Origin of the sequence: Pseudomonas sp. Pseu.R1 (genome assembly GCF_045764065.1) — a bacterium.
In the GTDB taxonomy this organism is placed as follows: Bacteria; Pseudomonadota; Gammaproteobacteria; order Pseudomonadales; family Pseudomonadaceae; genus Aquipseudomonas.
In genome coordinates this window covers 1132926-1157500 of sequence record NZ_JBJGEE020000001.1, presented here as the reverse complement: position 1 = coordinate 1157500, position 24575 = coordinate 1132926, and the positions used below count along the sequence as shown (strand labels likewise).

At 60.0% G+C, this 24575-nt stretch carries 17 protein-coding genes; 8 read left to right on the top strand and 9 right to left on the bottom strand.

Features of this window, described 5'->3' with window-relative positions; genetic code table 11:
- Positions 1-97 precede the first annotated feature (97 nt).
- Genes alc through puuE form a run of 3 tightly spaced genes read right to left on the bottom strand, consistent with a single transcriptional unit; the run spans position 98 to position 2574 of the window.
- Positions 98-1093: an allantoicase gene (gene alc, locus ACI5GA_RS05475; RefSeq protein WP_404630853.1), complete on the bottom strand. Its 996-nt coding sequence runs from the start codon at positions 1091-1093 to the stop codon at positions 98-100.
- A gap of 42 nt (positions 1094-1135) precedes the next feature.
- Entirely contained in the window at positions 1136-1651 is a 516-nt protein-coding gene (gene uraD / locus ACI5GA_RS05470; protein WP_421422093.1) for a 2-oxo-4-hydroxy-4-carboxy-5-ureidoimidazoline decarboxylase, read from the bottom strand.
- Entirely contained in the window at positions 1648-2574 is a 927-nt protein-coding gene (puuE, locus tag ACI5GA_RS05465; protein ID WP_404630849.1) for an allantoinase PuuE, read from the bottom strand. Before puuE ends, uraD begins: the two co-directional genes overlap by 4 nt.
- Positions 2575-2954: 380 nt before the next feature.
- Here puuE and uraH point away from each other — a divergent pair, with 380 nt between their 5' ends.
- A complete protein-coding gene (gene uraH / locus ACI5GA_RS05460; RefSeq protein ID WP_404630847.1) occupies positions 2955-3308 on the top strand; it encodes a hydroxyisourate hydrolase in 354 nt (117 codons plus the stop codon).
- Between the two features lie 195 nt (positions 3309-3503).
- Here uraH and ACI5GA_RS05455 read toward each other — a convergent pair whose 3' ends face one another.
- Both ACI5GA_RS05455 and ACI5GA_RS05450 read right to left on the bottom strand, forming a co-directional pair.
- Positions 3504-4130: a LysE family translocator gene (locus tag ACI5GA_RS05455; RefSeq protein WP_421422091.1), complete on the bottom strand. Its 627-nt coding sequence runs from the start codon at positions 4128-4130 to the stop codon at positions 3504-3506.
- A 180-nt stretch (positions 4131-4310) separates the two neighbouring features.
- Positions 4311-5642, bottom strand: coding sequence for an NCS2 family permease (locus ACI5GA_RS05450; protein WP_421425444.1), 1332 nt, complete (start codon positions 5640-5642; stop codon positions 4311-4313).
- 374 nt (positions 5643-6016) lie between these two features.
- On the opposite strand from ACI5GA_RS05450, the gene ACI5GA_RS05445 reads away from it, so the two are divergent.
- A complete protein-coding gene (locus ACI5GA_RS05445) occupies positions 6017-6781 on the top strand; it encodes a GntR family transcriptional regulator (protein ID WP_404630843.1) in 765 nt (254 codons plus the stop codon).
- Between the two features lie 175 nt (positions 6782-6956).
- Here ACI5GA_RS05445 and guaD read toward each other — a convergent pair whose 3' ends face one another.
- The 4 genes from guaD to xdhA all read right to left on the bottom strand — a co-directional run bounded on the left by guaD (position 6957) and on the right by xdhA (position 13078).
- Positions 6957-8261: a guanine deaminase gene (guaD, locus tag ACI5GA_RS05440; protein ID WP_421422089.1), complete on the bottom strand. Its 1305-nt coding sequence runs from the start codon at positions 8259-8261 to the stop codon at positions 6957-6959.
- Positions 8262-8285: 24 nt separating this feature from the next.
- A complete protein-coding gene (gene xdhC / locus ACI5GA_RS05435; RefSeq protein ID WP_421422088.1) occupies positions 8286-9122 on the bottom strand; it encodes a xanthine dehydrogenase accessory protein XdhC in 837 nt (278 codons plus the stop codon).
- Positions 9123-9210: 88 nt separating this feature from the next.
- Positions 9211-11628 (bottom strand): xanthine dehydrogenase molybdopterin binding subunit, encoded by a 2418-nt coding sequence (xdhB, locus tag ACI5GA_RS05430; RefSeq protein WP_421422087.1) that lies wholly within the window; start codon positions 11626-11628, stop codon positions 9211-9213.
- Positions 11621-13078: a xanthine dehydrogenase small subunit gene (xdhA, locus tag ACI5GA_RS05425; protein ID WP_421425443.1), complete on the bottom strand. Its 1458-nt coding sequence runs from the start codon at positions 13076-13078 to the stop codon at positions 11621-11623. Before xdhA ends, xdhB begins: the two co-directional genes overlap by 8 nt.
- Before the next feature lie 309 nt (positions 13079-13387).
- Between xdhA and ACI5GA_RS05420 the strand changes: the two genes are divergently transcribed.
- The 6 genes from ACI5GA_RS05420 (at position 13388) to ACI5GA_RS05395 (ending at position 24550) form a co-directional block, all read left to right on the top strand.
- Positions 13388-14047, top strand: a complete 660-nt coding sequence (locus tag ACI5GA_RS05420; RefSeq protein WP_404630835.1) for a GntR family transcriptional regulator — start codon at positions 13388-13390, stop codon at positions 14045-14047.
- A 3-nt stretch (positions 14048-14050) separates the two neighbouring features.
- A complete protein-coding gene (gene smc, locus ACI5GA_RS05415; protein WP_404630833.1) occupies positions 14051-17539 on the top strand; it encodes a chromosome segregation protein SMC in 3489 nt (1162 codons plus the stop codon).
- Between the two features lie 264 nt (positions 17540-17803).
- Entirely contained in the window at positions 17804-18661 is an 858-nt protein-coding gene (zipA, locus tag ACI5GA_RS05410; protein ID WP_404630831.1) for a cell division protein ZipA, read from the top strand.
- 106 nt (positions 18662-18767) lie between these two features.
- Positions 18768-21128, top strand: coding sequence for an NAD-dependent DNA ligase LigA (ligA, locus tag ACI5GA_RS05405; protein WP_421422086.1), 2361 nt, complete (start codon positions 18768-18770; stop codon positions 21126-21128).
- 284 nt (positions 21129-21412) lie between these two features.
- A complete protein-coding gene (locus tag ACI5GA_RS05400; protein ID WP_421422085.1) occupies positions 21413-22579 on the top strand; it encodes a zinc-binding metallopeptidase family protein in 1167 nt (388 codons plus the stop codon).
- A 165-nt stretch (positions 22580-22744) separates the two neighbouring features.
- Positions 22745-24550: an EAL domain-containing protein gene (locus ACI5GA_RS05395; RefSeq protein WP_421422084.1), complete on the top strand. Its 1806-nt coding sequence runs from the start codon at positions 22745-22747 to the stop codon at positions 24548-24550.
- Positions 24551-24575: the final 25 nt, after the last annotated feature.

The following is a 24575-nucleotide window of genomic DNA, read 5'->3' as shown; positions in this document are numbered from 1 at the left end:
GAATGCGCCTTACCAGACACCGATGTGTTGAATGACACACCGCCTTCGCCAGCAAGCCGGCTCCCACAGGGTTCATCATCGGCCAGTCACGCCTGCGTTATTTCGCAACCTTACCCAACACACGCAAACGGCTCACGCCGCCATCCGGGAACACGTTCAGGCGGATGTGGGTAATCGGGCCGAGCGCCTTGATCTGCTCGACGAAGGTGTGTTCAGCGTGCATCTCCAGCTTCTGGCTCGGCAGCAGTTCGCGCCAGAACAGGCTCTGGGTTTCGATCTGGCTGTCGGTGCCGCCTTTGACGAACGCGCCCTGGATCGAGCAGCTGTCCGGGTAGTTGCCTTTGAAGTGCAGGGTATCGACGACGATCTGCTCGACTTCACCGGCATGGCCCAGCGCTACGATTACCCAGTCATTGCCAGGGGTGCGGCGGCGTGCAGTTTCCCAACCATCGCCCATGTTTACGCCACGGCCCGGGTTGAGGATGTTGCTCATGCGCCCGAAGTGCTCGTCGGAGCAGGCCAGTGCGCGACCCCCGTTCAGGGCGGCGGCCAGGTCCACTTGCTCGTTGTCACCCACGGCCGACCAGTCACGATGCGGCACGCCGTACACGCGCAGACGCGCCACGCCGCCATCCGGGTAGATGTTGAAGCGCAGATGGCTGTAAGCCTGAGTGTCGCTGATTTCGTGGTAGTGGTGGCTGTCGCCTTTCAACTCGACGGCCGGCAGCACTTCGGTCCACACGGTGTTTTCGTCCGGCTCGCCCGAGGCCAGGAAGCAGGCTTCCAGCGAGGCCGATGGCGGGTAGTTGCCGGTGAAATAAGAGGTGTCGATGTCCACGCCCTTGATCGAACCGGCTACGCCCAGACGGATCACGGCGCTGTCATAACCTTCGAAACGCTTGCGGCGCGATTCCCAGCCGTCCATCCATTTGCCGTTGTCGTCGAACACGCCTTCTTTCCACACCGCCGGGGTCGGCTGAAAAAGGCGGTTGGCGTCGGCGAACCAGTCATCGGTCACGGACAGGATTTTGGTGCCCAGACGGGCGTCGGCCAGGTTGACGAATTTTTCGAAGGGTACGGCGTAAGCTTTCATTCTTTTTGTCTGCCTTGAGTAATGGGCGTGGGAGAAGGTCGGTCAGAGGGCTTGCAATCGGAACATCGCGATCTTGTTGATCTCGGCCAAGGCGCAGGCGAACTCGGTCTCGACCGAGTTGTGAATGCGCGTCTCGAAGGCCGCGAGGATCTGATGCCGATTGCTGCCTTTCACCGCCATGATGAAGGGGAACTTGAACTTCGCCTTGTAGGCGTCGTTCAGCTCGGTGAAGCGTGCAAACTCTTCAGCCGTGCATTGGTGGATACCGGCGCCAGCCTGTTCGTTGGTGCTGGCTTCGGTCAGTTGGCCTTGCACGGCGGCTTTGCCGGCAAGATCCGGGTGAGCGTTGATCAGCGCCAGTTGCGAGGCGTGATCGGCGCTCAACAGGATGTCGCTCATACGGGCGTGCAGGACGTCGATGTCGTCAATGTCGCTGCCTTGCCCAAGGTCGTAGGCTTTTTCAGCGACCCAGGGCGAATGCTCGTAGATGTCGGCGAAGGCTTTGACAAAGGCTTCGCGGCTCAGGGATGACGGAGTCAGGGTCTGAAAGCGGCTCACTTGGCATCTCCATTGAACGGGTGCACGTCATGCCAGTGGCGCGCGATTTCGACGCGGCGGGCGAACCACACCTGCTCGTGACCTTTGACGTATTCCAGAAAGCGTTGCAGCGAGGCCAGACGGGCAGGGCGGCCGATCAGACGGCAGTGCAGGCCGATGGAGAGCATTTTCGGCGCTTCGGCGCCTTCGGCGTAGAGCACGTCGAACGCGTCTTTCAGGTAGTCGAAGAAATCATCGCCCTTGTTGAAGCCTTGCACCTGGGTGAAGCGCATGTCGTTGGTGTCCAGCGTGTAGGGAATCACCAGATGTGGCTTGCCGGTGGGGGTGTTCGGCTCCCAGTAGGGCAGGTCATCGTCGTAGGTGTCGCAGTCGTAGAGGAAACCGCCTTCTTCCATCACCAGACGCCGGGTGTTCGGGCCGGTGCGCCCGGTATACCAGCCCAGTGGCCGCTCGCCCGTCAGTTCGGTGAGGATGCGGATCGCTTCGAGCATGTGTTCGCGCTCTTGCGCCTCGTCCATGTTCTGGTAGTCGATCCAGCGGTAGCCGTGGCTGCAGATTTCATGACCCGCTTCGACCATCGCACGGATCACATCCGGGTGACGCTGAGCGGCCATGGCCACGGCGAAGATGGTCAGCGGGATGTCGAATTGCTTGAACAGCCTGAGAATGCGCCACACGCCCGCACGGCTGCCGTATTCATACAGCGACTCCATGCTCATGTTGCGTTGGCCTTGCAGCGGTTGCGCCGCCACCATCTCGGACAGGAAGGCTTCGGATTCCTTGTCGCCATGCAGAATGTTGCGCTCGCCGCCTTCTTCGTAGTTGAGTACGAACGACAACGCGATACGGGCATTGCCTGGCCAGTGTGGGTGGGGCGGGTTACTGCCGTAACCGATCAGGTCGCGTGGATAGTCGGCGCTCACTGCAATCTTCCTTATCTACGTGTTGTCTGTGGCGGTGGTCGATTCGAATCTGGCAGGGCCACCGCAGCGATGGGTAGATTGTATACAACTTTATTTGCGATTTGTAAGCCTGTTTTTCGCTTTTCTGATGACGAACGTTACTGCAAGAAACTTGCCTGAGTGGTCAGAAACTATCGAAAAACTTCAATATTATCCGCTGCGCTCGCCATTTCAGGGGTTTCGCCAGGGGCGCGGCTTTTGTGGTAAGAAAAGTGATTTTTATTGTGTACAATTTTCTTTGAAAGTGTCTTAATTGCTCATTGCTCGCCCTTTTCAATGCCCCTTGGCACCGAAACAGTGCGACCTTCGAATCCAATCACCTAGCGAGGCTCCGACAAGCCATGGGAAGACTGACCACACACGTACTGGACGCCGCGCACGGCTGCCCCGGCAGTGACATCCGCATCGCCCTGTATCGGGTCGAGGGCGACCAGTTGGAAAAGATTGCCGAAACACAGACCAACAGCGATGGCCGTTGCGATGCTCCTTTGTTACAGGGCGATGATTACCGTTCGGGTGTCTACCAGTTGCAATTCAGCGCGGGCGACTATTACCGCGCCAAGGGCGTGAAGCTGGGCGATCAGGCATTTCTCGATGAAGTGGTGCTGCGTTTTGGCATCGACGGCAGTCAGGATCACTACCACGTGCCCCTGCTGATTTCGCCCTACAGCTACTCCACGTATCGCGGCAGCTAAGCGATACGCTTCATCGCTTTGCCCCTGTTCCTCTTGCCCGCCCCACACTGCGGGCTTTTTTTCGTCTGCTCAAGCGTGTCGCCTGGACATACGCATGGCACTTGTAGCAGTCCGGCTTGCCGGCGGTGGGTCAGCGGCACCTCTGTCACTGAGACACCGCCACCGCCGACAAGCCGGACTGCCACAGAGGAGGGATCAACGGCTGAGCAATGCAGCAGTCCCTGCGCCACCAAATAACCCGGCGCTGATGCGGTTGAACCAGCTCTGGCCCTTGCCGGTGCGCAAGTAGCGCGCGGCGGCCTGAGCGCTGAGGCCGTAGAACAATTTGCAGCCAAGGTCCAGGAGAGTCCAGGTGACGATCATGGTGATCAACTGGCTCAGAAACGGTTGGTCAGCCTTGAGGAACTGAGGCAGGAAAGCGGCGAAGAACAAGATGTCTTTCGGGTTGCTCCCGCCCAGCACGAAGGCCCGTCCGAACAACGAGGCGAATCCTGGGTTGCTTGCGGCAGTAGGCACTTCGGCGCCGGTTGCGGGTTGGCGTGACTGCTTCCAGCTTTGCCAGGCGAGGTAGAACAGGTACAGACCACCGAGGATTTTCAGCGCGCTGAACAGATGTTCCGACGCCATCAGCAGGGCACCCAGCCCCAGCGCCGACGCGCTGAGCAGGCAGATCGACGCGCACACACCGCCGAGAAACGCCGGGTAGGCGCGCAGCAAGCCATAGTTGAGGCTGTTGCCGATCATCAGCAGCGAAAGCGGGCCGGGGATCAGGATCACCACCAGCGCCGCGCCGCTGAACAGCAGCCAGGTTTCCAGGGTCATGTTTTTCTCCTTTTCTGAAATGCCACAACGTCATCCAATGGATGACGTTGTGAACGGGTATGCGCAACAGCCTGTGGGAGCGAATTCATTCGCGATGCGGTTTGTCAGGCGACATCAATGTCGGATGTTCAGACGCCATCGCGAATGAATTCGCTCCCACAGGTGTGTCAACTTGATCGTTTACAGGAACACAAACTTGGCAATGAAGATCGCGCACAGCGCCCACAGGCTGACCGAAATCTCTTTATGGCGCCCCGTGCCTGCCTTGAGTACGACGTAAGTGATGAAGCCCAGCGCGATACCATCGGCGACCGAAAAGGTCAGCGGCATCATGATGGCCGTGACGATGGCCGGAATCGCATCGGTGGCTTCTTCCCAGTCGATGTGCGCCATGCCACCCATCATCAGCATGGCCACGTAAATCAGCGCGCCTGCGGTGGCGTAGGCAGGAATCATGCCTGCCAGCGGGGCGAAGAACATCGCCGCGACGAACAAGATGCCAACGGTCACGGCGGTCAGACCCGTCCGACCGCCAGCAGCCACGCCGGACGCACTCTCTACATAACTGGTGACGGGCGGAACACCGACCATCGCACCCGCCACGCTCGACGCACTGTCCGCCTTGAGCGCACGAGACAGGTTCTCGATCCGGCCGTCGTCACGCACCAAACCGGCGCGCTGTGCCACACCCATGAGCGTCCCGGCGGTGTCGAACATGTGCACGAACAGGAACGCCAGCACCACGCTGATCATGCTGACGTTGAACACGCCCGCGATGTCCATCGCCATCCAGGTCGGCGCCAGACTCGGCGGCATGGAGAAAATGCCGTTGTAATGCACCAGCCCCAGACCCCAGCCCGCCAGCGTCACAGTGATGATGCTGATCAGGATCGCGCCAAACACACGGTGGTAGCTGAGCACCGCGATCATCAGAAAGCACACGGCGGCCAGCAGCGGGCCGGGTTCACGCAGCGAGCCAAGCTTGATCAGCGTGGCCGGGCTGTCCACCACGATGCCGGCGGTTTTCAAACCGATCAGGCCGAGGAACAGGCCCACTCCCGCACCCATCGCGAAACGCAGGCTCACTGGAATGCTGTTGAGCAGCCATTCGCGAATGCGTGAAAGGGTCAGGATCATGAAGATCACGCCCGAGATGAACACCGCGCCCAAGGCTGTTTGCCAGCTATAGCCCATGGTGCCGACCACGGTGTAGGTAAAGAACGCATTCAGTCCCATGCCGGGTGCCAGACCCACCGGCCAGTTGGCGTAGAGGCCCATCAACAGGCAACCCAGGGCGGCGGCGATGCAGGTGGCGACGAAGGCCGCACCGTGATCGATCCCGGCGTCGGCCATGATGTTGGGATTGACGAAGATGATGTAGGCCATGGTGATGAAGGTCGTGAGGCCTGCCAGCAGCTCGGTTCGGACGGTCGTGCCATGCAGGCTCAGCTTGAACAGGCGTTCGAGCAGACCGGTGCGTGAAGACCTGAGTTCGTCTTGAGTGGCATCCAGCGGCGCGGCTTCGGTTTTGCGACTTTCCACAGTGAAATCCTCGGGACGTTTTTGTTGTTTTTTTCAGAGCCGGTAACTGCTCTTTGTAGCGAGTCGACCGTCAGTTCAATTTGTTGACTGAAAGGTCAGGAACGTGCACGGGTGGATTATCCTTTTGTATACAAAAAATGCAAATAATGTTTTTGATTTTGTCGTGCGAAATTTGAGGATTGTGTGCATAACGCAAGGCTGAGCAGAAAAGTGTTCAGACGTTGCGCACTGTGTACAATGCGCCATTACTTTTACTGTGACTTTGCACTGATATCTGCTATTGCTTTTGTCATCCGCAGTCACGGTCACGGCGTCAATGCCGGATCCAGTTCTCACGAGTGCCCATGAACGATCAGTTGCAACCCCTCAAGAAACAGCCTCGCGCCGCCAAGGCAGGCCGCAGCGGCACCCAGGACGACATCGTCTACGCGCACATTTTCGAGGCCATTCTCGAACAGCGGCTGGCGCCCGGCACCAAGCTGAGCGAAGAGGCGTTGGGTGAGATTTTCGGCGTCAGCCGCACGATCATTCGCCGTGCGCTGTCGCGGCTGGCCCATGAAGGTGTTGTGCTGTTACGCCCGAACCGTGGCGCCGTGGTGGCCAGTCCGAGTGTCGAGGAAGCGCGGCAAGTGTTCTTCGCCCGACGCATGGTCGAGAAGGCCATCACTGAGTTGGCGGTCGAGCACGCCACCACCGAACAGCTCAATGAACTGCGCAAGATGGTCAGCGACGAACGCGACAGTTTCTCTCGAGGGGATCGCGGAGCGGGTATTCGTCTATCCGGCGAGTTCCACCTCAAGCTGGCGGAAGCGGCAAAGAATGCGCCGTTGGTGAGCTTCCAGCGCAGCCTGGTGTCGCAGACCTCGTTGATCATCGCCCAGTACGAAAGCGGCAATCGCTCGCACTGTTCCTACGATGAGCACACCCAGTTGATCGACGCCATCGAAGCCCGCGATGCGACGCTGGCGGTGAGCTTGATGATGCACCACATGGATCACATCGACAGCAAGCTCAACCTTGATGAAGAAAGCGCTTCGGACGATTTGCACGCGGTGTTCTCGCACCTGATGCTGCCGAAGAAAAAACCGGGGCGCAGCACGGCGGTTTGATGCCCTGGCGTTTTCGATTCTGGCCGTAGGCTGTAGGAGCTGATCGTTCCCACGCTCTGCGTGGGTACGCATCCCGTGACGCTCTGCGTCACATTCAGCGGCGGACCCGGAGCGTCCATTTCGGCATTCCCACGCGGAGCGTGGGAACGATCATAAGAAGCAGAGATGCGTTGTATCAGCGCTTATGCACCAAAACCCCCGCCGAATACGTTTCGCTCACTGTCCGGTCATCCCCCAGCGTCATCAACACGAACAACTGCTCTTCGATGCTGGTCGCCTGTTTCATGCGATAGGACAGCAGCGGCGTGGCGTTGAAATCCAGCACCACGAAATCCGCTTCGGTGCCTGCATGCAGGTTGCCGATCTTGTCCTCCAGACGCAGCGCCCGTGCGCCGCCGAGCGTTGCCAGGTACAGCGATTTGAACGGGCTCAGCTTGGCGCCCTGAAGTTGCATCACTTTGTATGCTTCATTCAGCGTTTGCAGCAGCGAAAAACTCGTGCCACCGCCGACGTCGGTGCCCAGTCCCACATTCACTTTGTGTTTTTCCGCCATCGGCAGGTTGAACAGGCCGCTGCCCAGGAACAAGTTGGAAGTCGGGCAGAAAGCGATGGCCGACCCGGTTTCCGACAGGCGCTGACATTCCTGGTCACACAAATGTACGCCGTGGGCAAACACCGAGCGCTCGCCTAGCAGCTTGAAGTGGTCGTAGACGTCCAGGTAGTTCTTGCGCTCCGGGAACAGCGCTTTGACCCATTCGACTTCCTTCAGATTTTCACTGATGTGGGTCTGCATATAGAGGTCGGGGTATTCGCTCAGCAACTGACCGGCGAGTTGCAACTGTTTCGGGGTGCTGGTCGGTGCGAAGCGCGGCGTAACCGCGTAATGCAAGCGACCTTTGCCATGCCAGCGTTCGATCAGCGCCTTGCTGTCGACATAGCTCGATTCGGCGGTGTCCACCAGATAATCCGGGGCGTTGCGGTCCATCATCACCTTGCCTGCGATCATGCGCAGGTTGAGCTTTTCCGCTGCGGTAAAGAACGCATCCACTGACTCCTTGTGGCGGCTGCCGAACACCAGTGCGGTGGTGGTGCCGTTGCGCAGCAGTTCCTGAATGAAGATGTCGGACACCTCCGCTGCGTGGGCCGCATCGGCGAACTGGCTCTCCACGGGGAACGTGTAGGTGTTGAGCCAATCGAGCAGTTGCTCACCGAAAGAGCCGATCATGCCGGTCTGCGGCAAATGGATGTGGGTGTCGATGAAACCGGCGGTGATCAGCGCGTCTTCATAGGTCACCACCTCGACATCGCTGGTCAGCGTGCTCAGCAGGTCCTTGGCGTGGCCGACGACGCTGATCTTGTCGTTCTCGACGATCATCAGGCCGTCTTCGAAATACTCGTAGGACGCCTCGATCACCACTTCAGCCGGGTCGGCGATGCTGTGAACGATGGCGGCGCGGTAGGCTTTTTTCTGTGGGGTCATGTTCACGTTTCGTTCTTTTAAAAATTAGGCCAGATTGCGGCGCGATGCCGGCAGCAGCTTGGCAACGGGTTCAGAGGTCGAGCCTTGCTCACCGAAATTGACGTTGTACGTGGCGATCACTTCAGCGGCGACCGAGACAGCAATCTCGATCGGCAATTTGCCTTTCACTTCGGCCAGCCCCATCGGGCAACGCATGCGCTGCACCAGTGCCGGGTCGAAGCCACGATCACGTAGGCGGTGTTCGAATTTGGCGCGTTTGGTCTTTGAACCGATCAGGCCGAACCAGGTGAAGTCACCGCGTTTGAGGATCGCGGCGGTCAGCTCCAGATCCAGTTGGTGATTGTGGGTCATGACGATGCAGTAACTGCCGGGGGGCAGATTATCCACTTCATCGACGACTTCTTCGTTGACGATTTTGCTCACGCCTTCGGGCAGCTGCGCCGGGAATTCGGCCTCGCGCGAATCGATCCAGCGCACGCGGCAGGGCAAGCTGGCCAGCAGCGGTACCAGTGCGCGCCCCACATGGCCTGCGCCAAACACGGCGATCTGCGCTTGCGGCTGGCCCATGGGTTCGAACAGCAGCACATTCACGCCGCCGCAGCATTGGCCCAGGCTGGCGCCGAGGCTGAAGCGCTCAAGGCGGGTTTGCTGGCTGCCACTGGCGAGCATCTCGCGAGCGATCTCCATGGCCTTGTATTCCAAATGGCCGCCGCCGATCGTGTCGTAGATCCGCTCGGCGCTGACCACCATCTTCGACCCCGCATTACGCGGCGTCGAGCCACGCTCTTCGATGATGGTCACCAGCACGCAGGCTTCACCCTGGGTTTGCAACTCGGCGAGGGCGCTGATCCAGTTGTTCATGGGGTTCTCCTGATCGAGTCAGACGATGATCGTACCCACGCTCTGCGTGGGCACGCCTCCTGTGACGCTCCGCGTCACGCCGGTTGAATCAATCGACGCGAAGCGTCTCGGGCTGCATTCCCACTCGGAGCGTGGGAACGATCTCCTGATCTCGCTTCAACCTGCGCATCTGCTCACACCCCCACAACACCCGCTCCGGTGTGGCAGGCGCGTCGATCTTCGGTTGGTGTTTGTAATCGCCCAGACTGGCCACCGCGTCCTTGATCGCGCACCACGCCGCGATCCCCAGCATGAACGGCGGCTCGCCCACGGCCTTGGAATGGAACACCGTGTCTTCCAGGTTCTTGCGGTTTTCCACCAGTTTCACGCGCAAATCCGCTGGCATGTCCGCCACTGCAGGGATCTTGTAACCGGCCGGGCCGTTGGTCATCAGCTTGCCCTTGGCGTTCCACACCAACTCCTCGGTGGTCAGCCAACCCATGCCCTGAATGTAGCCGCCCTCGACCTGGCCGATGTCGATGGCCGGGTTCAGCGAGGCGCCGACGTCGTGGAGGATGTCAGTGCGCAGCATCTTGTATTCACCGGTCAGGGTGTCGACCACCACCTCGGTGCAGGCCGCGCCGAAGGCGAAGTAGTAGAAGGGACGACCCCGAGCCTGGCTGCGGTCGTAATAGATTTTCGGCGTTTTGTAATAGCCGGTGCTGGACAGCGACACCTGACCCATCCACGCCTGCTGCGCCAGGGTGTCGAAGCTGATGACCTGCTCGCCGACACGCACATGGCCGTTACGAAATTCGACCTGGGATTCCTCGCACTTGTAGTGCTTCGCCGCGAACTCGATCAGGCGCTTTTTGATGGTTTCCGCCGCGTTCTGCGCGGCCTTGCCGTTCAAATCCGCGCCGCTGGACGCCGCCGTTGGCGAGGTGTTCGGCACCTTGTCGGTGTTGGTGGCGGTGATCTGCACGCGGCTGATGTCTACCTGGAACACCTCGGCCACGACTTGCGCCACTTTGGTGTTCAACCCTTGGCCCATCTCGGTGCCGCCGTGGTTCAGGTGGATGCTGCCGTCGGTGTAGATGTGGATGAGCGCACCGGCCTGGTTGAGAAAACTGGCGGTGAAGGAGATGCCGAATTTCACCGGGGTCAATGCCAAGCCTTTCTTCAGGATCGGGCTGTTGGCGTTGTAGGCCATGATCGCCTTGCGCCGCTCGGCGTACTGGCTGCTTTCTTCCAGTTCGGCGGTCATTTCTTCCAGCAGGTTGTGCTCGACCTCTTGGTAATAGTGGGTGACGTTGCGCTCGGTTTTGCCGTAATAGTTGGCCTTGCGCACCGCCAGCGGGTCTTTGCCCAGATGCCGGGCGATGGCGTCCATCACTTCCTCGATAGCTACCATGCCTTGCGGGCCGCCGAAGCCGCGATAGGCCGTGTTCGACGCGGTGTGGGTCTTGCAGCGATGGCCGTTGACCGTGGCATCGCCCAGGTAATACGAGTTGTCGGCGTGGAACATGGCGCGGTCGACGATGGATGCCGACAAATCCGGCGAGCAGCCGCAGTTCCCCGCCAGTTCCAGTTGGATGCCGTGCAGGCGACCGTCGTTGTCGAACCCCACGTCGTATTCCACGTAGAAGGGATGACGCTTGCCGGTCATGATCATGTCTTCCATGCGTGGCAGGCGCATTTTGGTCGGCTGACCGGTCAGGCGCGCGACGACGGCGCACAAGCAGGCCGGGCTGGCGGCTTGCGTTTCCTTGCCACCGAAACCGCCACCCATGCGGCGCATGTCCACGACCACTTTGTTCATCGACACGTCGAGCACTTCGCTGACCAGCTTCTGCACTTCGGTGGGGTTTTGCGTCGAGCAATAGACGATCATGCCGCCGTCCTCAGTGGGCATCACCGAGGAAATCTGCGTTTCCAGATAAAAGTGCTCCTGCCCGCCAATGTGCAGCGTGCCTTGAATGCGGTTCGGCGCTGTGGCCAGGGCACTATCCGAATCGCCACGTTTATGGGTGTGGCTGTCGAGCACGAAATGCTTCTTGCGATAGGCTTCGACCACGTCCAGCACCGGCTCCAGGTCTTCGTACTCGATGATCGCCGCCATCGCCGCCTTGCGCGCGGTTTCGTGATCCCGAGCGGCGACCGCGATCACCGGCTGCCCGACGAATTCCACCTTGTCAATGGCCAGCAACGGATCGCCCGGCAGTAGCGGGCCGATGTCTTTCAGGCCCGGAATGTCTTCGTGGGTAATGGCAATGCGCACACCCTCGAAGTCGTAGCAGGGCGACACATCGACGCTGACGATGCGCGCATGGGCACGATCCGACATCCGTGCATAGACGTGCAACTGATTGGGGAATTCCAGCCGGTCATCGATGTAGATCGCTTCGCCGGACACATGCTTGTCGGCGCTGTCGTGCTTGACGCTGCGGCCAACGCCGGTGGTGAGGTCCTGCTGAAACAGGGCCACCAGTTCTTCTTGAGTTTTTTGCGGGGCGTGATTAGACATAAGCGGTCACCCGAGTCTCGATGTGCGGCGTTTGCAGCTCGATGAAGTATTTGCGCAGCAGGTTCTGCGCACTCAGCAGGCGGTATTCCTTGGTGGCGCGGAAGTCCGACAGCGGGGTGAAATCCTGCTCCAATGCGGCGCAGGCGCGTTCGACGGTGGCCGACGTCCAAGGCTGGCCAATCAAAGCCTGTTCGCAATTGGCTGCGCGTTTCGGAATCGCGGCCATACCGCCGAAGGCCGCTCGTGCATCGACGATGGCACCGTTTTCGACCTGTACGCGAAAGGCGGCGCACACGGCGGAGATGTCGTCGTCCAGTCGCTTGGAGACCTTGTAGGCGCGGAACGCCTGTTTGGCGCTGGCCTTGGGCACGATGATCTTCTCGATAAACTCGCTTTCCTGACGTGCGGTCACGCGGTAATCGATGAAGTAATCTTCCAGTGCGAGCATGCGAGTGTTCTCGCCTTTGCGCAGGACGATCTTCGCGCCGAGGGCGATCAGCAGGGGAGGCGAGTCACCAATCGGCGAAGCGTTGCCGATGTTGCCGCCCAGGGTGCCCTGATTGCGGATCTGCAATGACGCAAAACGGTGCAGAAGTTCGCCGAAGTCCGGGTATTCGCGGCTCAGGGCGTCATAGCAATCGGTGAGTGGGGTGGCCGCGCCGATCTCGATGCGGTCGTCGAAGTCCTCGATTTTCTTCATCTCGGCCACGTGACCGACGTAAATCATCACCGGCAAGGTGCGATGGAATTGAGTGACTTCCAGCGCCAGATCGGTGCCCCCCGCCAACAGACGGGCTTGGGGATAGGCGTCGTAAAGGCCCGCCAGATCGGCCACGGTCAGCGGCACCAGGCAGCGCTTGTCGCCGCTGTTCAATTCGGCGGTTTCCTTGGGCGCGATGGCCTTCAGGCGAGCGATGGTCTGGGCTTTGCGAGCGTCGAACTGATCGGGCTGGCGTTGTTGGCCACAGGCCTGTTCGGCGGCGGCCAGAATCGGGCGGTAGCCCGTGCAGCGGCATAGGTTACCGGCCAAGGCTTCGTGGGCCTGTGCACTGTCGGCATCTGTGCTGTTCTTTTGCAGGGCGAACAGCGACATCACAAAGCCTGGCGTGCAGAAGCCGCATTGCGAGCCATGGCACTCGACCATGGCCTTTTGCACGCTGTGCAGTTGGCCTTGATGCTTGAGGTCTTCGACGCTGATCAGTTGTTTGCCGTGCAGGGAGGCGACGAAGGTCAGGCAAGAGTTGAGGCTGCGATAGCTCAGCCGGTCCTGACCTTCATCGTCGGTATTCAGTTCGCCCACTACCACGGTGCAGGCCCCGCAATCGCCGCTGGCGCAGCCTTCCTTGGTGCCGGATTTGTGCACGTGCTCGCGCAAATAATTGAGCACCGTCATGTTGGGGTCCAGAGCATGCTCGGTTTTCAGCTCTTGGTTCAGCAAAAACTGGATCACGGGTCGCGCCTCGTCTTCTTGTAATAGAAAGCTGTCGTGGAAAGGTGTTGCGGAATCTGTCATCGAACCTGTCGATGAATCTATCAGTTCTGACTATTGGGTCAATTAAAATCTGACCTTTAAGTCAAGAAAACTGATTTTCCGAACCCATACCGATCAACGGCAGCATGACGTTGCAATGAATCGTTGTGGCGATGCTCAAAGTTTTGCTTATTTCGTGCCAGTTTTCCGTGACATGGCCCTGCGCCACAGGTATCCAGTGCGATACACTGCGCCGCTTGTGTGCAGCTATTGGTTGAAAGGAAAGAAATGACGTTCAAGGCACCGGACAGCCTCGCTGAGCAGATCGCTCATCACCTCGCCGAGCGGATCATTCGTGGCGAACTCAAGCCAGGGGAGCGAATTCAGGAGCAGAAGGTCACGCAGGCGCTCAATGTCAGCCGTGGATCCGTGCGCGAGGCGCTGCTGATTCTCGAACGTCGTCACCTGATCGTGATCCTGCCGCGCCGGGGCGCTCAGGTGTCGATCCTCACGCCGCACAACATCCAAAGCCTCTGCGCGCTGATGAGCGAGTTGTACATCTTGCTGGGCCTGGCGGTGGCCAGGAGCTGGCAGGAACAGCTCGACCTCGCGCCATTCCTGCAAATCCAGCAGCGACTGATTGCCAGTTGCGAGCGCGGCGATATCAAAAGTTTCGTCGAAGACAGCTTCAACGTAATGCGCGCGGCGTATCCGTTCGCCAACAATCCGTACCTGGAAGAGACCGTCGAAAACCTGCAGCCGTCCATGAGTCGCTTCTATTACCTGGCGCTGGATCAGCGGCAGGCGGAAATGAGCGAATACCTGACCCTGTTCGCCCAGTTGCTGGAAGCGGTGATTGCACGCGATCTGTCGCGCATCCGCGACGTGTTGGCCGCGTACGCCCACCGCAGCTGCCAGTCCGTGCTCTCTGCCCTGGCGGCTGGCTGATCCATGCGTCTGAAGTGCATCAGGCTGGCCGGGTTCAAGTCGTTCGTCGACCCGACGACGGTGAACTTCCCCAGCAACATGGCGGCCGTGGTCGGTCCCAATGGGTGCGGCAAATCCAACATCATCGACGCGGTGCGCTGGGTCATGGGCGAAAGCTCGGCCAAGAACCTGCGCGGCGAGTCGATGACCGACGTCATTTTCAATGGCTCCACCAGTCGCAAACCGGTGAGCCAGGCCAGCATCGAGCTGGTGTTCGACAACTCGGACAACACCCTGGTCGGCGAATACGCCGCCTACGCGGAAATTTCCATTCGCCGCAAGGTCACCCGCGACAGCCAGAACACCTATTACCTGAACGGCACCAAATGCCGTCGCCGTGACATCACCGACATTTTCCTCGGCACGGGCTTGGGACCGCGCAGCTACTCGATCATCGAGCAGGGCATGATCTCCAAACTGATCGAAGCCAAGCCCGAGGACTTGCGTAACTTCATCGAAGAAGCGGCCGGCATCTCCAAATATAAGGAGCGCCGTCGTGAAACCGAGAACCGCATTCGTCGCACCCACGAAAACCTCGCGCGCCTGACTGACCTGCGCGAAGAACTTGAGCGCCAGTTGGAGCGTCTGCACCGTCAGGCCCAGGCCGCTGAGAAGTATCAGGAATATAAAGCCGAGGAGCGTCAGCTCAAGGCGCAACTGTCGGCGCTGCGCTGGCAGGCGTTGAACGAGCAGGTAGCCCAGCGCGAATCGATTATCGGCAATCAGGAAATCAGTTTCGAAGCGCTGGTGGCCGATCAGCGCAGCGCCGATGCGGCCATCGAACGGTTGCGCGATGGGCATCACGACTTGTCCGAGCGCTTCAATCAGGTGCAGGGCCGCTTCTATTCGGTGGGCGGCGACATCGCCCGTAACGAGCAAAGCATTCAGCACGGCCAGCAGCGTTTGCGCCAACTGCAGGACGACCTGCGCGAAGCCGAGCGCGCGCGGCAGGAAACCGAATCCCATTTGGGTCATGACCGCACGTTGTTGGCGACCCTTGGTGAAGAGCTGGAAATGCTTGAACCCGAGCAGGAAATGACCCTGGCCGCCGCTGAGGAGTCCGCAGCGGGGCTGGAAGAAGCCGAAGCGGCCATGCACGGCTGGCAGGAAAGATGGGACGCTTTCAACCTGTCGTCCGCCGAGCCTAGGCGCCAGGCCGAGGTTCAGCAGGCGCGCATCCAGCAACTGGAAACCAGCATGGAGCGTCTGGCCGAGCGTCAGCGTCGTCTGGCCGAAGAGCGTCAGTTACTGGCTGCCGACCCGGAAGATGCTGCGATTCTCGACCTCAGCGAAGACCTCGCGGCGCGGGAAATGGCCTTCGAGGAACTGATTGCCGAAGAAGAGCAACTCGTCGAACGCATTGAGCAACTGCGCCTTGAATTGCAGCAGGCCACGCAGGCCCAGCAGCAGGCGCAGGGTGATCTTCAACGCCTCAACGGCCGCATCGCCTCGCTTGAGGCTTTGCAACAAGCCGCCCTCGATCCGGGCGCTGGCACCGCTGAATGGCTGCGCAATCATCAATTGAGCGAGCGCCCGCGACTGGCCGAGGGCTTGCGCGTCGAGGCCGGTTGGGAGCTCGCAGTGGAAACCGTGCTCGGCGCCGATCTAAACGCGGTGCTGGTGGATGATTTCGCGGGGCTGGATCTGGCCGGGTTCAATCAGGGCGATTTGCGTCTGGTCAGCCCTACTAAAGATCTCGCACGAATCCCCGGTAGCCTGCTGGACAAAGTCGACACCGATATCGACCTGACTCACTGGCTGGGCCAGGTCAAACCGGTCGAAACCCTTGACGACGCGTTGTCTTTGCGTGCTCAGCTGGACGCCGGACAAAGCCTGATCAGTCGCGACGGCTATTGGGTCGGCCGCGATTTTCTGCGGGTGCGCCGTGCCAGTGAAGCCGAGAGCGGTGTTCTGGCCCGGGGGCAGGAACTGCAGCGCCTGGAAGCCGAGCGGGATGAACGCGAAGCGACCCTCGCGGTGCTGGAAGAACAACTGCTGACCCTGCGCGAGCAGCAGCGCTTGCAGGAAGACAGCCGTGAGCAACTGCGTCGGCGCCTGCAAGACGAGACGCGCCAGCAAAGCGAGCTCAAGGCCCAGCTATCTGCCGCCAAGGCCAAGGTCGAGCAATTGACCCTGCGTCGCACTCGTCTGGACGAGGAACTGGCCGAACTGGGCGAGCAGCGCGCCATCGAGCAGGAAAGCCTGGGCGAATCCCGTCTGCAATTGCAGGACGCGCTCGACAGCATGGCGCTGGACACCGAACAGCGTGAGTTGCTGCTGGCCCAGCGTGACAGCTTGCGCGAGCGTCTGGACCGCGTGCGTCAGGAAGCCCGTCAGCACAAGGACCACGCCAACCAGTTGGCCGTGCGTCTGAGTTCGCTGCGCGCCCAGCACGATTCCACGCGTCAGGCGCTGGAGCGTCTGGAGATGCAGTCCGAGCGCCTCACCGAGCGCCGCGAGCAACTGAGCCTGGGGCTGGAGGAGGGCGCTGCACCGCTGGAAGAGCTGCGCCTGAAACTCGAAGAGTTGCTGGAAAAACGCATGGTCGTCGACGACGAAATGCGCACCGCCAAAAATGCGCTGGAAGACGCCGATCGCGAACTGCGTGAAGCGGAAAAGCGTCGCACTCAAGCCGAACAGCAATCCCAGTTACTGCGTGGGCAACTGGAACAGCAGCGCCTGGAATGGCAATCGCTGACCGTACGACGCAAGACGTTGCAGGAGCAATTGCACGAAGACGGCTACGATCTAAACGGCGTCCTCGCCACATTGACTTCCGAGGCCAACGAAAAGGACGCCGAGGAAGAGCTGGAGCGTATCGCCGGCCGGATTCAGCGTTTGGGCGCGATCAACCTTGCGGCCATCGACGAATACCAGCAACAGTCCGAGCGCAAGCGGTATCTGGACGCGCAGGACGCCGATCTGGTCGAAGCGCTGGAAACCCTGGAAAACGTCATTCGCAAGATCGACAAGGAAACGCGTAATCGCTTCAAAGAGACCTTTGATCAGATAAACAGCGGAATTCAGGCACTTTTTCCAAAAGTTTTCGGTGGCGGCAGCGCTTATTTGGAACTGACGGGCGAAGATTTACTCGATACAGGGGTGACGATCATGGCGCGCCCGCCCGGCAAGAAAAACAGCACGATCCATTTGCTGTCCGGTGGCGAAAAAGCCCTGACCGCACTGGCGCTGGTATTCGCCATTTTCAAACTCAACCCGGCGCCGTTCTGCATGCTCGACGAGGTCGATGCGCCACTGGACGATGCCAACGTGGGCCGCTATGCCCGACTGGTCAAGGAGATGTCGCAAACCGTGCAGTTCATCTACATCACCCACAACAAGATCGCCATGGAGATGGCCGACCAGTTGATGGGCGTCACCATGCATGAGCCGGGGTGTTCGCGCCTTGTGGCGGTGGACGTAGAGGAGGCGATGGCGCTGGTGGATGCATAGCGGACTGCCTCGCAGTCAACGAATTAACGAGAGAAAAGTGGCGTTGTGATGGCTCAGTACAGAAACATCTCGCGAGACCCGACAGAAGAACGCGACATGCCAGATGTAACTGACGGTGTAAAGTTACCTTTGGTCGTGCTAGCTTAATGTCCACTTTTTTCATTTGCGTGGGTAAAAGGCCATTCAGAACATAGAGTTGGCTCCACGTTTTAAAGGGGTTTACGCCCTTAATTTTCAGAATTTTCAGTAGAGGCACGGGATTACATGGAAATCGGTCTGCGAGAGTGGCTGATCGTCATCGGCATTATTGTCATTGCCGGTATTCTTTTTGACGGCTGGCGCCGGATGCGCGGCGGCAAAGGCAAACTGAAATTCAGGCTGGACCGCAGCTTCTCGAACCTGCCGGACGACGATGACAGCTCGTCCGCCGAGGTGCTCGGTCCGTCACGCGTGCTCGAAACCCAGAAAGAACCTCAACTCGACGAGCAAGACTTGCCGAGCATGAGCGCGGCCCGCGAACGGCCGGAACGCCCTGAGCGCGAAAGCAAGCGCAACAAGCGCAAGGACGAACCGCAGCAGGGCGACCTGAATCTGGACACTGATGGCCCGAGCCTGTTCAGCGCCCGTGATGATGACTTCCCGGATGACAAGCCGCCACAGCGCATCACCGAAGACAAGGATCAGGCCCCGGTTGAAGAAGTGCTGGTCATCAGTGTGATTTCCCGTGACGAAAGCGGCTTCAAAGGCCCGGCTTTGTTACAAAATATTCTCGAGAGTGGTCTGCGCTTCGGCGAAATGGACATTTTCCATCGTCACGAAAGCATGGCCGGTAACGGCGAAGTGCTCTTCTCGATGGCCAATGCGGTGAAACCGGGCGTGTTCGATCTGGACGACATCGACCATTTCAGCACCCGTGCCGTGAGCTTCTTCCTCGGCTTGCCAGGCCCGCGTCACCCGAAACAGGCGTTCGACGTGATGGTCGCCGCGGCGCGCAAACTGGCTCACGAACTGAATGGCGAATTGAAGGACGATCAGCGCAGCGTCATGACTGCGCAGACCATCGAGCATTACCGCCAGCGCATCGTCGAATTCGAACGCCGCGCACTGACACAGCGTCGTTGAGCTACATGCGCTCCCACAGGGAGGGACGACGTTGAGCCGACGATGCACTGCAACAGACCTGAATTGAGCAGCTCCGGCTGCTCTTTTGCTTTTCGAGAACACCTTTATGAACGCCGAACAACGAATTCTGGAACTGCGCGCAGAGCTGGACCTGCACAACTACCGCTACCACGTCCTCGACGAGCCGAGCATTCCGGACGTCGAATACGACCGCCTGTTCCATGAGTTGAAGGCGCTGGAAGCGGAGCACCCGCAACTGGTCACCCCGGACTCGCCGACTCAGCGCGTCGGCAGCGCGGCCTTGTCGGCATTCACTCAGGTGCGTCACGAAATTCCGATGCTCAGCCTGGGCAACGCCTTCGAAGAAATCGACATGCGCGAATTCGATCGTCGTGTGACCGAAGGGCTGGACCTTCCGGCGGGCGATCTGTTTGGTGCCGGTGCCAAGGTTGAATACAGCTGCGAGCCCAAACTCGATGGCCTGGCCGTGAGCCTGCTCTATCAGAACGGCGCGCTGGTGCGTGGTGCCACCCGTGGCGACGGCACCACCGGCGAAGACATCAGCGTCAACGTGCGCACCGTGCGCAACATCCCGCTCAAGCTGCACGGCGAAGGCTGGCCTGAAACGCTGGAAGTGCGCGGCGAAGTGTTCATGTCCAAGGCCGGGTTCGACCGCCTCAACGAGAGCCAACTGGAAATCGGCGGCAAGACCTTCGCCAACCCGCGTAACGCGGCGGCAGGCAGCTTGCGCCAACTGGATTCCAAGATCACCGCCAACCGCCCGCTGGAGTTTTGCTGCTACGGTATCGGCCAGGTGTCCCACGACATCGCTGACACTCACATCGGTAACCTCAAGCAACTGAAAGAATGGGGCATGCCCATCAGTCGCGAGTTGAAAGTGGCGCAAGGCATTGAGGACTGCCTGGCGTATTACCGCGACATCGGCGAGCGTCGTCTGTCGTTGCCCTATGAAATCGATGGCGTGGTGTTCAAGGTCAACAGCATCGCTGCGCAGCGCGAGCTGGGCTTCCGCGCCCGTGAACCGCGCTGGGCCATCGCCCACAAATTCCCGGCGATGGAAGAGCTGACGGAACTGCTCGACGTTGAATTCCAGGTCGGCCGTACCGGCGCAGTCACCCCGGTGGCGCGTCTGAAGCCGGTCAAAGTGGCAGGTGTCACGGTGGCCAATGCCACGCTGCACAACATGGACGAAGTGGCGCGTTTGGGCCTGATGATCGGCGATACCGTGATCATCCGCCGCGCAGGCGATGTGATTCCGCAGGTGGTGCAGGTGGTGCTGGAACGTCGTCCTGAAAATGCGCGCCCGGTCGAGATTCCACAGACCTGCCCGGTGTGTGGTTCGCAGGTCGAGCGCACGCAATTGATCAAGCGCAGCAAAGGCAAGGAAACCGTCAGCGAAGGTGCGGTGTACCGGTGCGTCGGTCGTCTGGCCTGCGGCGCGCAACTCAAGCAGGCAATCATCCATTACGTGTCCCGTCGCGCGATGGACATTGAAGGGCTGGGCGACAAGACCATCGAGCAGTTGGTGGACGAAAAACTCATTGGTTCGCCGGCTGATCTTTACAAGCTTGAGTACGAGCAAATCATCGATCTGGAAGGCTTTGCAGAGGTCTCCAGCAAGAAGCTGCTCAAGGCCATCGACGACAGCAAGAAACCGACCTTGGCGCGCTTCATTTATGCGCTGGGGATTCCTGACGTCGGCGAGGAAACGGCCAAGGTGCTGGCTCGTTCCCTTGGGTCGTTGGAGAAAGTCAAAGTCGCGTTGCCGGAAGTGCTGACCTACCTGCCGGACATCGGCCTGGAAGTCGCCCACGAAATTCACAGCTTCTTTGAAGACGATCACAACCAGAACGTCATTGGCGCACTGCTGGGCGAGTGTCAGATGGCGTTGCAGGACGTTGGCGAACTGGGTGCAGAATTTGCCGCCAGCGCGACCTTGGGCGCAATGCTCGACAAGCTGAACATCCCTTCGGTCGGGCCGGGTGCCGCGCAAAAGCTGGCAGACAAGTTCGGCACGCTGGAAGGCGTGGTCAAGGCCGACTGGTTAGACATGCGCCAGACGCTGCCGGAAAAGCAGGCGCAGGCGGTCAGAGCGTTCTTCGATATTGAGGAAAACGCCGAGCGCGCGTTGAAGATCGAGCAACAGCTCAAGGACTTCGGCATGCATTGGCAAAGCGAGAAAAAGTTCGTCGAAGGATTGCCACTGACCGGCCAGACCTGGGTGCTGACCGGCTCGCTGGAACTGATGAGCCGTGACGTCGCCAAGGACAAACTCGAAAGCCTGGGCGCCAAGGTGTCAGGCTCGGTGTCGGCCAAGACCCACACCGTCGTCGCCGGACCGGGGGCGGGGTCGAAGCTGACCAAGGCCAATGAGCTGGGTCTCAAGGTGCTGGATGAAGAGGCGTTTGTGGCGTTTCTGAAAAAGCACAACGTCGCCGTTGACTGAGGCCCGAGTAAAAGCGCACTTGCTGGCGAAAGCGGTTTGTCTGTATTTCTTGGGGCGACTGACACGACGCTTTCGCCAGCAAGCCGGCTCCCACACTGATCTGTGTCGAGCCATGAATTCAGGAACGACGCCGATTCTGTGGGAGCCGCTTTGGCGGCGAAGACGTCATTACAGGCACTGCGTCGAGCAATGAATCACCGCTCCTACACTGCATCTCCAGGAAATCCACGGAACCGCCACACACGCCAATGATCTAGTGCTTGCAGCCCATTCAGGAGATCGCCATGTTCCGGTTCTTCGAGCAACTCAGCACACGGATCGCGGCGCCTTTTGCCGCAGACACCACGCGCAACAGCAAGGTCTGGCAATGCCGATGCGGCCAGTCGGTGTTCTTCCGCAACAGTCAGTGTCTGGCGTGCTCGGCGTCACTGGGCTACCTCCCCGAACAGAGCAAGATCGCCGCGCTGGACCCCGGCCCCGATGGCAGCACCTGGCGTCTGAGCGACGATCCTCAGGCTGGGCTTTACCGCCGATGCGCCAATCTCGACACGCCAGCGGCCTGCAATTGGCTTTTTCCGGCGCTAAATGCTGGAGATTTCTGCGTGGCCTGTAGCCTGAATCGCACCATCCCCGATCTATCGGTCCCGGAAAACCCCGAACGCTGGCGCAAGATCGAAATCGCCAAGCGGCGACTGGTCGCGCAACTGATCACGCTGGGGCTGCCTGTCATTCCCAAATCCGTTGATGAAGAAAAGGGCTTGGCGTTCGAATTTCTGGGCGTCGATCTGGAAGGCAACCTGCCGACCACCGGCCACGCCAACGGCCTCATTACCCTAAATGTCGAAGAAGCCGACGACGCGATCCGTGAGAAGGTTCGCGTGCAGATGCATGAACCCTATCGCACGCTGCTGGGGCATTTCCGCCATGAAGTCGGGCATTACTACTGGGACCGTCTGATCGCCGACACCTATTGGCAGGACGGTTTCCGCAACCTGTTCGGCGACGAGCGAGCCAGCTACGCCGAGGCCCTCGATCATCATTACCAGCACGGTGCTCCGGTGGATTGGCAACAGCATTACGTCAGCGCTTACGCCACCATGCACCCCTGGGAGGACTGGGCCGAAACCTGGGCCCATTACCTGCACATGATGGATGCCGTTGATACGGCGCTGAGTCTGGGCATGAGTGCCCGGGACATGGACCTCGACTATCAGCCGTTCGAGCTGAACACCCTCTACGATCCCCAGCATCCGGGCGGTCCGTCGTTTCTGGCGTTCGTCAACGCGTGGATCGAACTAGCGGGTATGCTCAACGAGTTGTCTCGCGCCATGGGCCAGCCGGATTTCTACCCGTTCGTGCTGCCGCCCGCCGTCATCACCAAGCTTCATTTCATTCATTTGGTTGTACAAGGCATAGGCGGCAAGGCGGATGAAGTGCTTCAAGTGCAGTGAATCATTCATTTGAGGGGAATGGCGCAGACTGCAACTTTGCGCCCCCGTATCTGTCGCCACCGCCGGTCTGCGAAACTCTGCACGGGTGTGGATCTGGTGCTACTTTGGCTACCAATATCGTTTTGATACTACTGGCGTAGAGCAGTTGCACAGGGATCCGCATTTATGGCCAATAGCGCACCACTTCCGTTGAACGAGGCCTCGCGGCTGTCCCGCATCACTCATATGGGTTTGCTCAATTCCACCTCCGACGACGTGCTGGATCACATCGTCGATATGGTGGCCCATTACTTCGAGGTGCCGATTGCGCTGGTGTCCATTGTCAGTGAACACCGCCAGTGGTTTCGTGCCGGGACCGGGCTGGACGAAAAAGAAACGCCTCGGGAAATCTCGTTCTGCGCCTACTCGATTCTCTCCCCTGACGTGTTGCAGGTGCCCGACGCCCGTCTCGATCCGCGTTTCATGGACAACCCGCTGGTGGTGGGCGAGCCGCACATTCGCTTCTACGCAGGCGTGCCGCTGGTGACGGCCGACGGGCTGGCCCTTGGCACCCTCTGCGTCATCGACAATGAGACCCGTGCGCCCCTCGGTGACCGCGACATCGCCATGCTGGAAATGTACGGCCAACTGGTGATGAAGCGCCTGAACAACCTGCGCAACGCCAGCTACGTCGATCAGCCAACGGGGCTGTTCAATCGCCTGCGGCTGGAAGAGGACATCCTCGCGCTGGCCAATCGTGCCGACTATGCCCTGGTGGCCCTGGACATGGTCAACCCGGTGTTTCTCGACAGCATCATCAAGGCGCTGGGCTACAACTTTGCCCAAGAGCTGGTGCGTTGCATGGTCGACGCCTGTCGCGAACAACTGCCCGCCGACACGGCGCTGTACAAGGTCAGCCCGACCCGCATCGCGTTGCTCACGCACCATGCCGGGCCGGAGCAGGCCGAAATGCTGTTTCGGCGCCTGATCAAACACTTTCAGCGCCCCTTGGTGTGCCGCAACATCCCGATTCAAATGGAGCTGGGCATCGGTGTATTGCCACTGGGCCTTGAACGCAGCGACGAAAAGGACTGGATCAGGCTGGTCGTCGGCGCAGCGGACGAAGCGCGGGGCAAGGCCCCCGGTTGGCGCTGGTATGAACCTCATCTGGACTTCGCCCAGCAGCGGGCGTTCTTGCTACTCGCCTCGTTGGCCGACGCCGTGCGCAGCCCGGATCAGCTGTCACTGGTGTTCCAGCCCCGTCTGGAGGTGAGCACCGGGCGCATCGTCACCGTCGAAGCGTTACTGCGCTGGCAACACCCGGTGCTGGGGCCGATCAGCCCTGCCGAATTCATTCCGTTGGCTGAGAAAACCGCGTTGATTCGTACTTTGAGTCTGTGGGTGCTGCGCCAGGCCGTCGAGCAGGCGCGCACCTGGCAACGGCAGGGGTACGCCTTCAAAGTGGCAATGAACGTTTCGGCCATCGACCTGGCCAACTCGCACTTCAGCGATGCGCTGTTCGAACAACTGGACATCAGCGGCCTGGACCCAGGCCGTTTCGAACTGGAATTCACCGAAAGCGCCCTGTGCGACAACCCGGACCTGACGCGGCAGCAACTCGAACGCCTGCGCGCCTTGAACATCGACATCGCCATCGACGATTTCGGCACCGGCTACAGCAACTGGACCTACCTGCGTCAGTTGCCGGCCACCACCGTCAAGCTCGACAAGTCGCTGGTGGAAAACCTTGATGCCAATGAAAAAGACCGCCGGCTGGTCGAAGCCATCGTCGACCTCGCCCGGCGCCTGGGCTACCGCGTTGTCGCGGAAGGGGCTGAGACCGAAGACGTCTACGAAATCCTTTGCCAGCTCGGCTGCCACGAAGTGCAGGGCTACCTCATCGCCCGCCCGATGACCGTCAGCGCGCTGGAACACTGGGTCAACGGCGAACACAACAGCAAGGTCAGCCAACTGCTCGCACTGGGCCGTTAACAGCCTTTAACGAAGGGGAAAGGGA

What these genes read in the sequence shown, in the direction of transcription:
- alc (WP_404630853.1), bottom strand. Translation starts at nt 1,093, where the DNA reads ATGAAAGCTTACGCCGTACCCTTCGAAAAATTCGTCAACCTGGCCGAC.
- uraH (WP_404630847.1), top strand. Translation starts at nt 2,955, where the DNA reads ATGGGAAGACTGACCACACACGTACTGGACGCCGCGCACGGCTGCCCC.
- ACI5GA_RS05455 (WP_421422091.1), bottom strand. Translation starts at nt 4,130, where the DNA reads ATGACCCTGGAAACCTGGCTGCTGTTCAGCGGCGCGGCGCTGGTGGTG.
- ACI5GA_RS05445 (WP_404630843.1), top strand. Translation starts at nt 6,017, where the DNA reads ATGAACGATCAGTTGCAACCCCTCAAGAAACAGCCTCGCGCCGCCAAG.
- guaD (WP_421422089.1), bottom strand. Translation starts at nt 8,261, where the DNA reads ATGACCCCACAGAAAAAAGCCTACCGCGCCGCCATCGTTCACAGCATC.
- xdhC (WP_421422088.1), bottom strand. Translation starts at nt 9,122, where the DNA reads ATGAACAACTGGATCAGCGCCCTCGCCGAGTTGCAAACCCAGGGTGAA.
- xdhB (WP_421422087.1), bottom strand. Translation starts at nt 11,628, where the DNA reads ATGTCTAATCACGCCCCGCAAAAAACTCAAGAAGAACTGGTGGCCCTG.
- ACI5GA_RS05420 (WP_404630835.1), top strand. Translation starts at nt 13,388, where the DNA reads ATGACGTTCAAGGCACCGGACAGCCTCGCTGAGCAGATCGCTCATCAC.
- smc (WP_404630833.1), top strand. Translation starts at nt 14,051, where the DNA reads ATGCGTCTGAAGTGCATCAGGCTGGCCGGGTTCAAGTCGTTCGTCGAC.
- zipA (WP_404630831.1), top strand. Translation starts at nt 17,804, where the DNA reads ATGGAAATCGGTCTGCGAGAGTGGCTGATCGTCATCGGCATTATTGTC.
- ligA (WP_421422086.1), top strand. Translation starts at nt 18,768, where the DNA reads ATGAACGCCGAACAACGAATTCTGGAACTGCGCGCAGAGCTGGACCTG.
- ACI5GA_RS05400 (WP_421422085.1), top strand. Translation starts at nt 21,413, where the DNA reads ATGTTCCGGTTCTTCGAGCAACTCAGCACACGGATCGCGGCGCCTTTT.
- ACI5GA_RS05395 (WP_421422084.1), top strand. Translation starts at nt 22,745, where the DNA reads ATGGCCAATAGCGCACCACTTCCGTTGAACGAGGCCTCGCGGCTGTCC.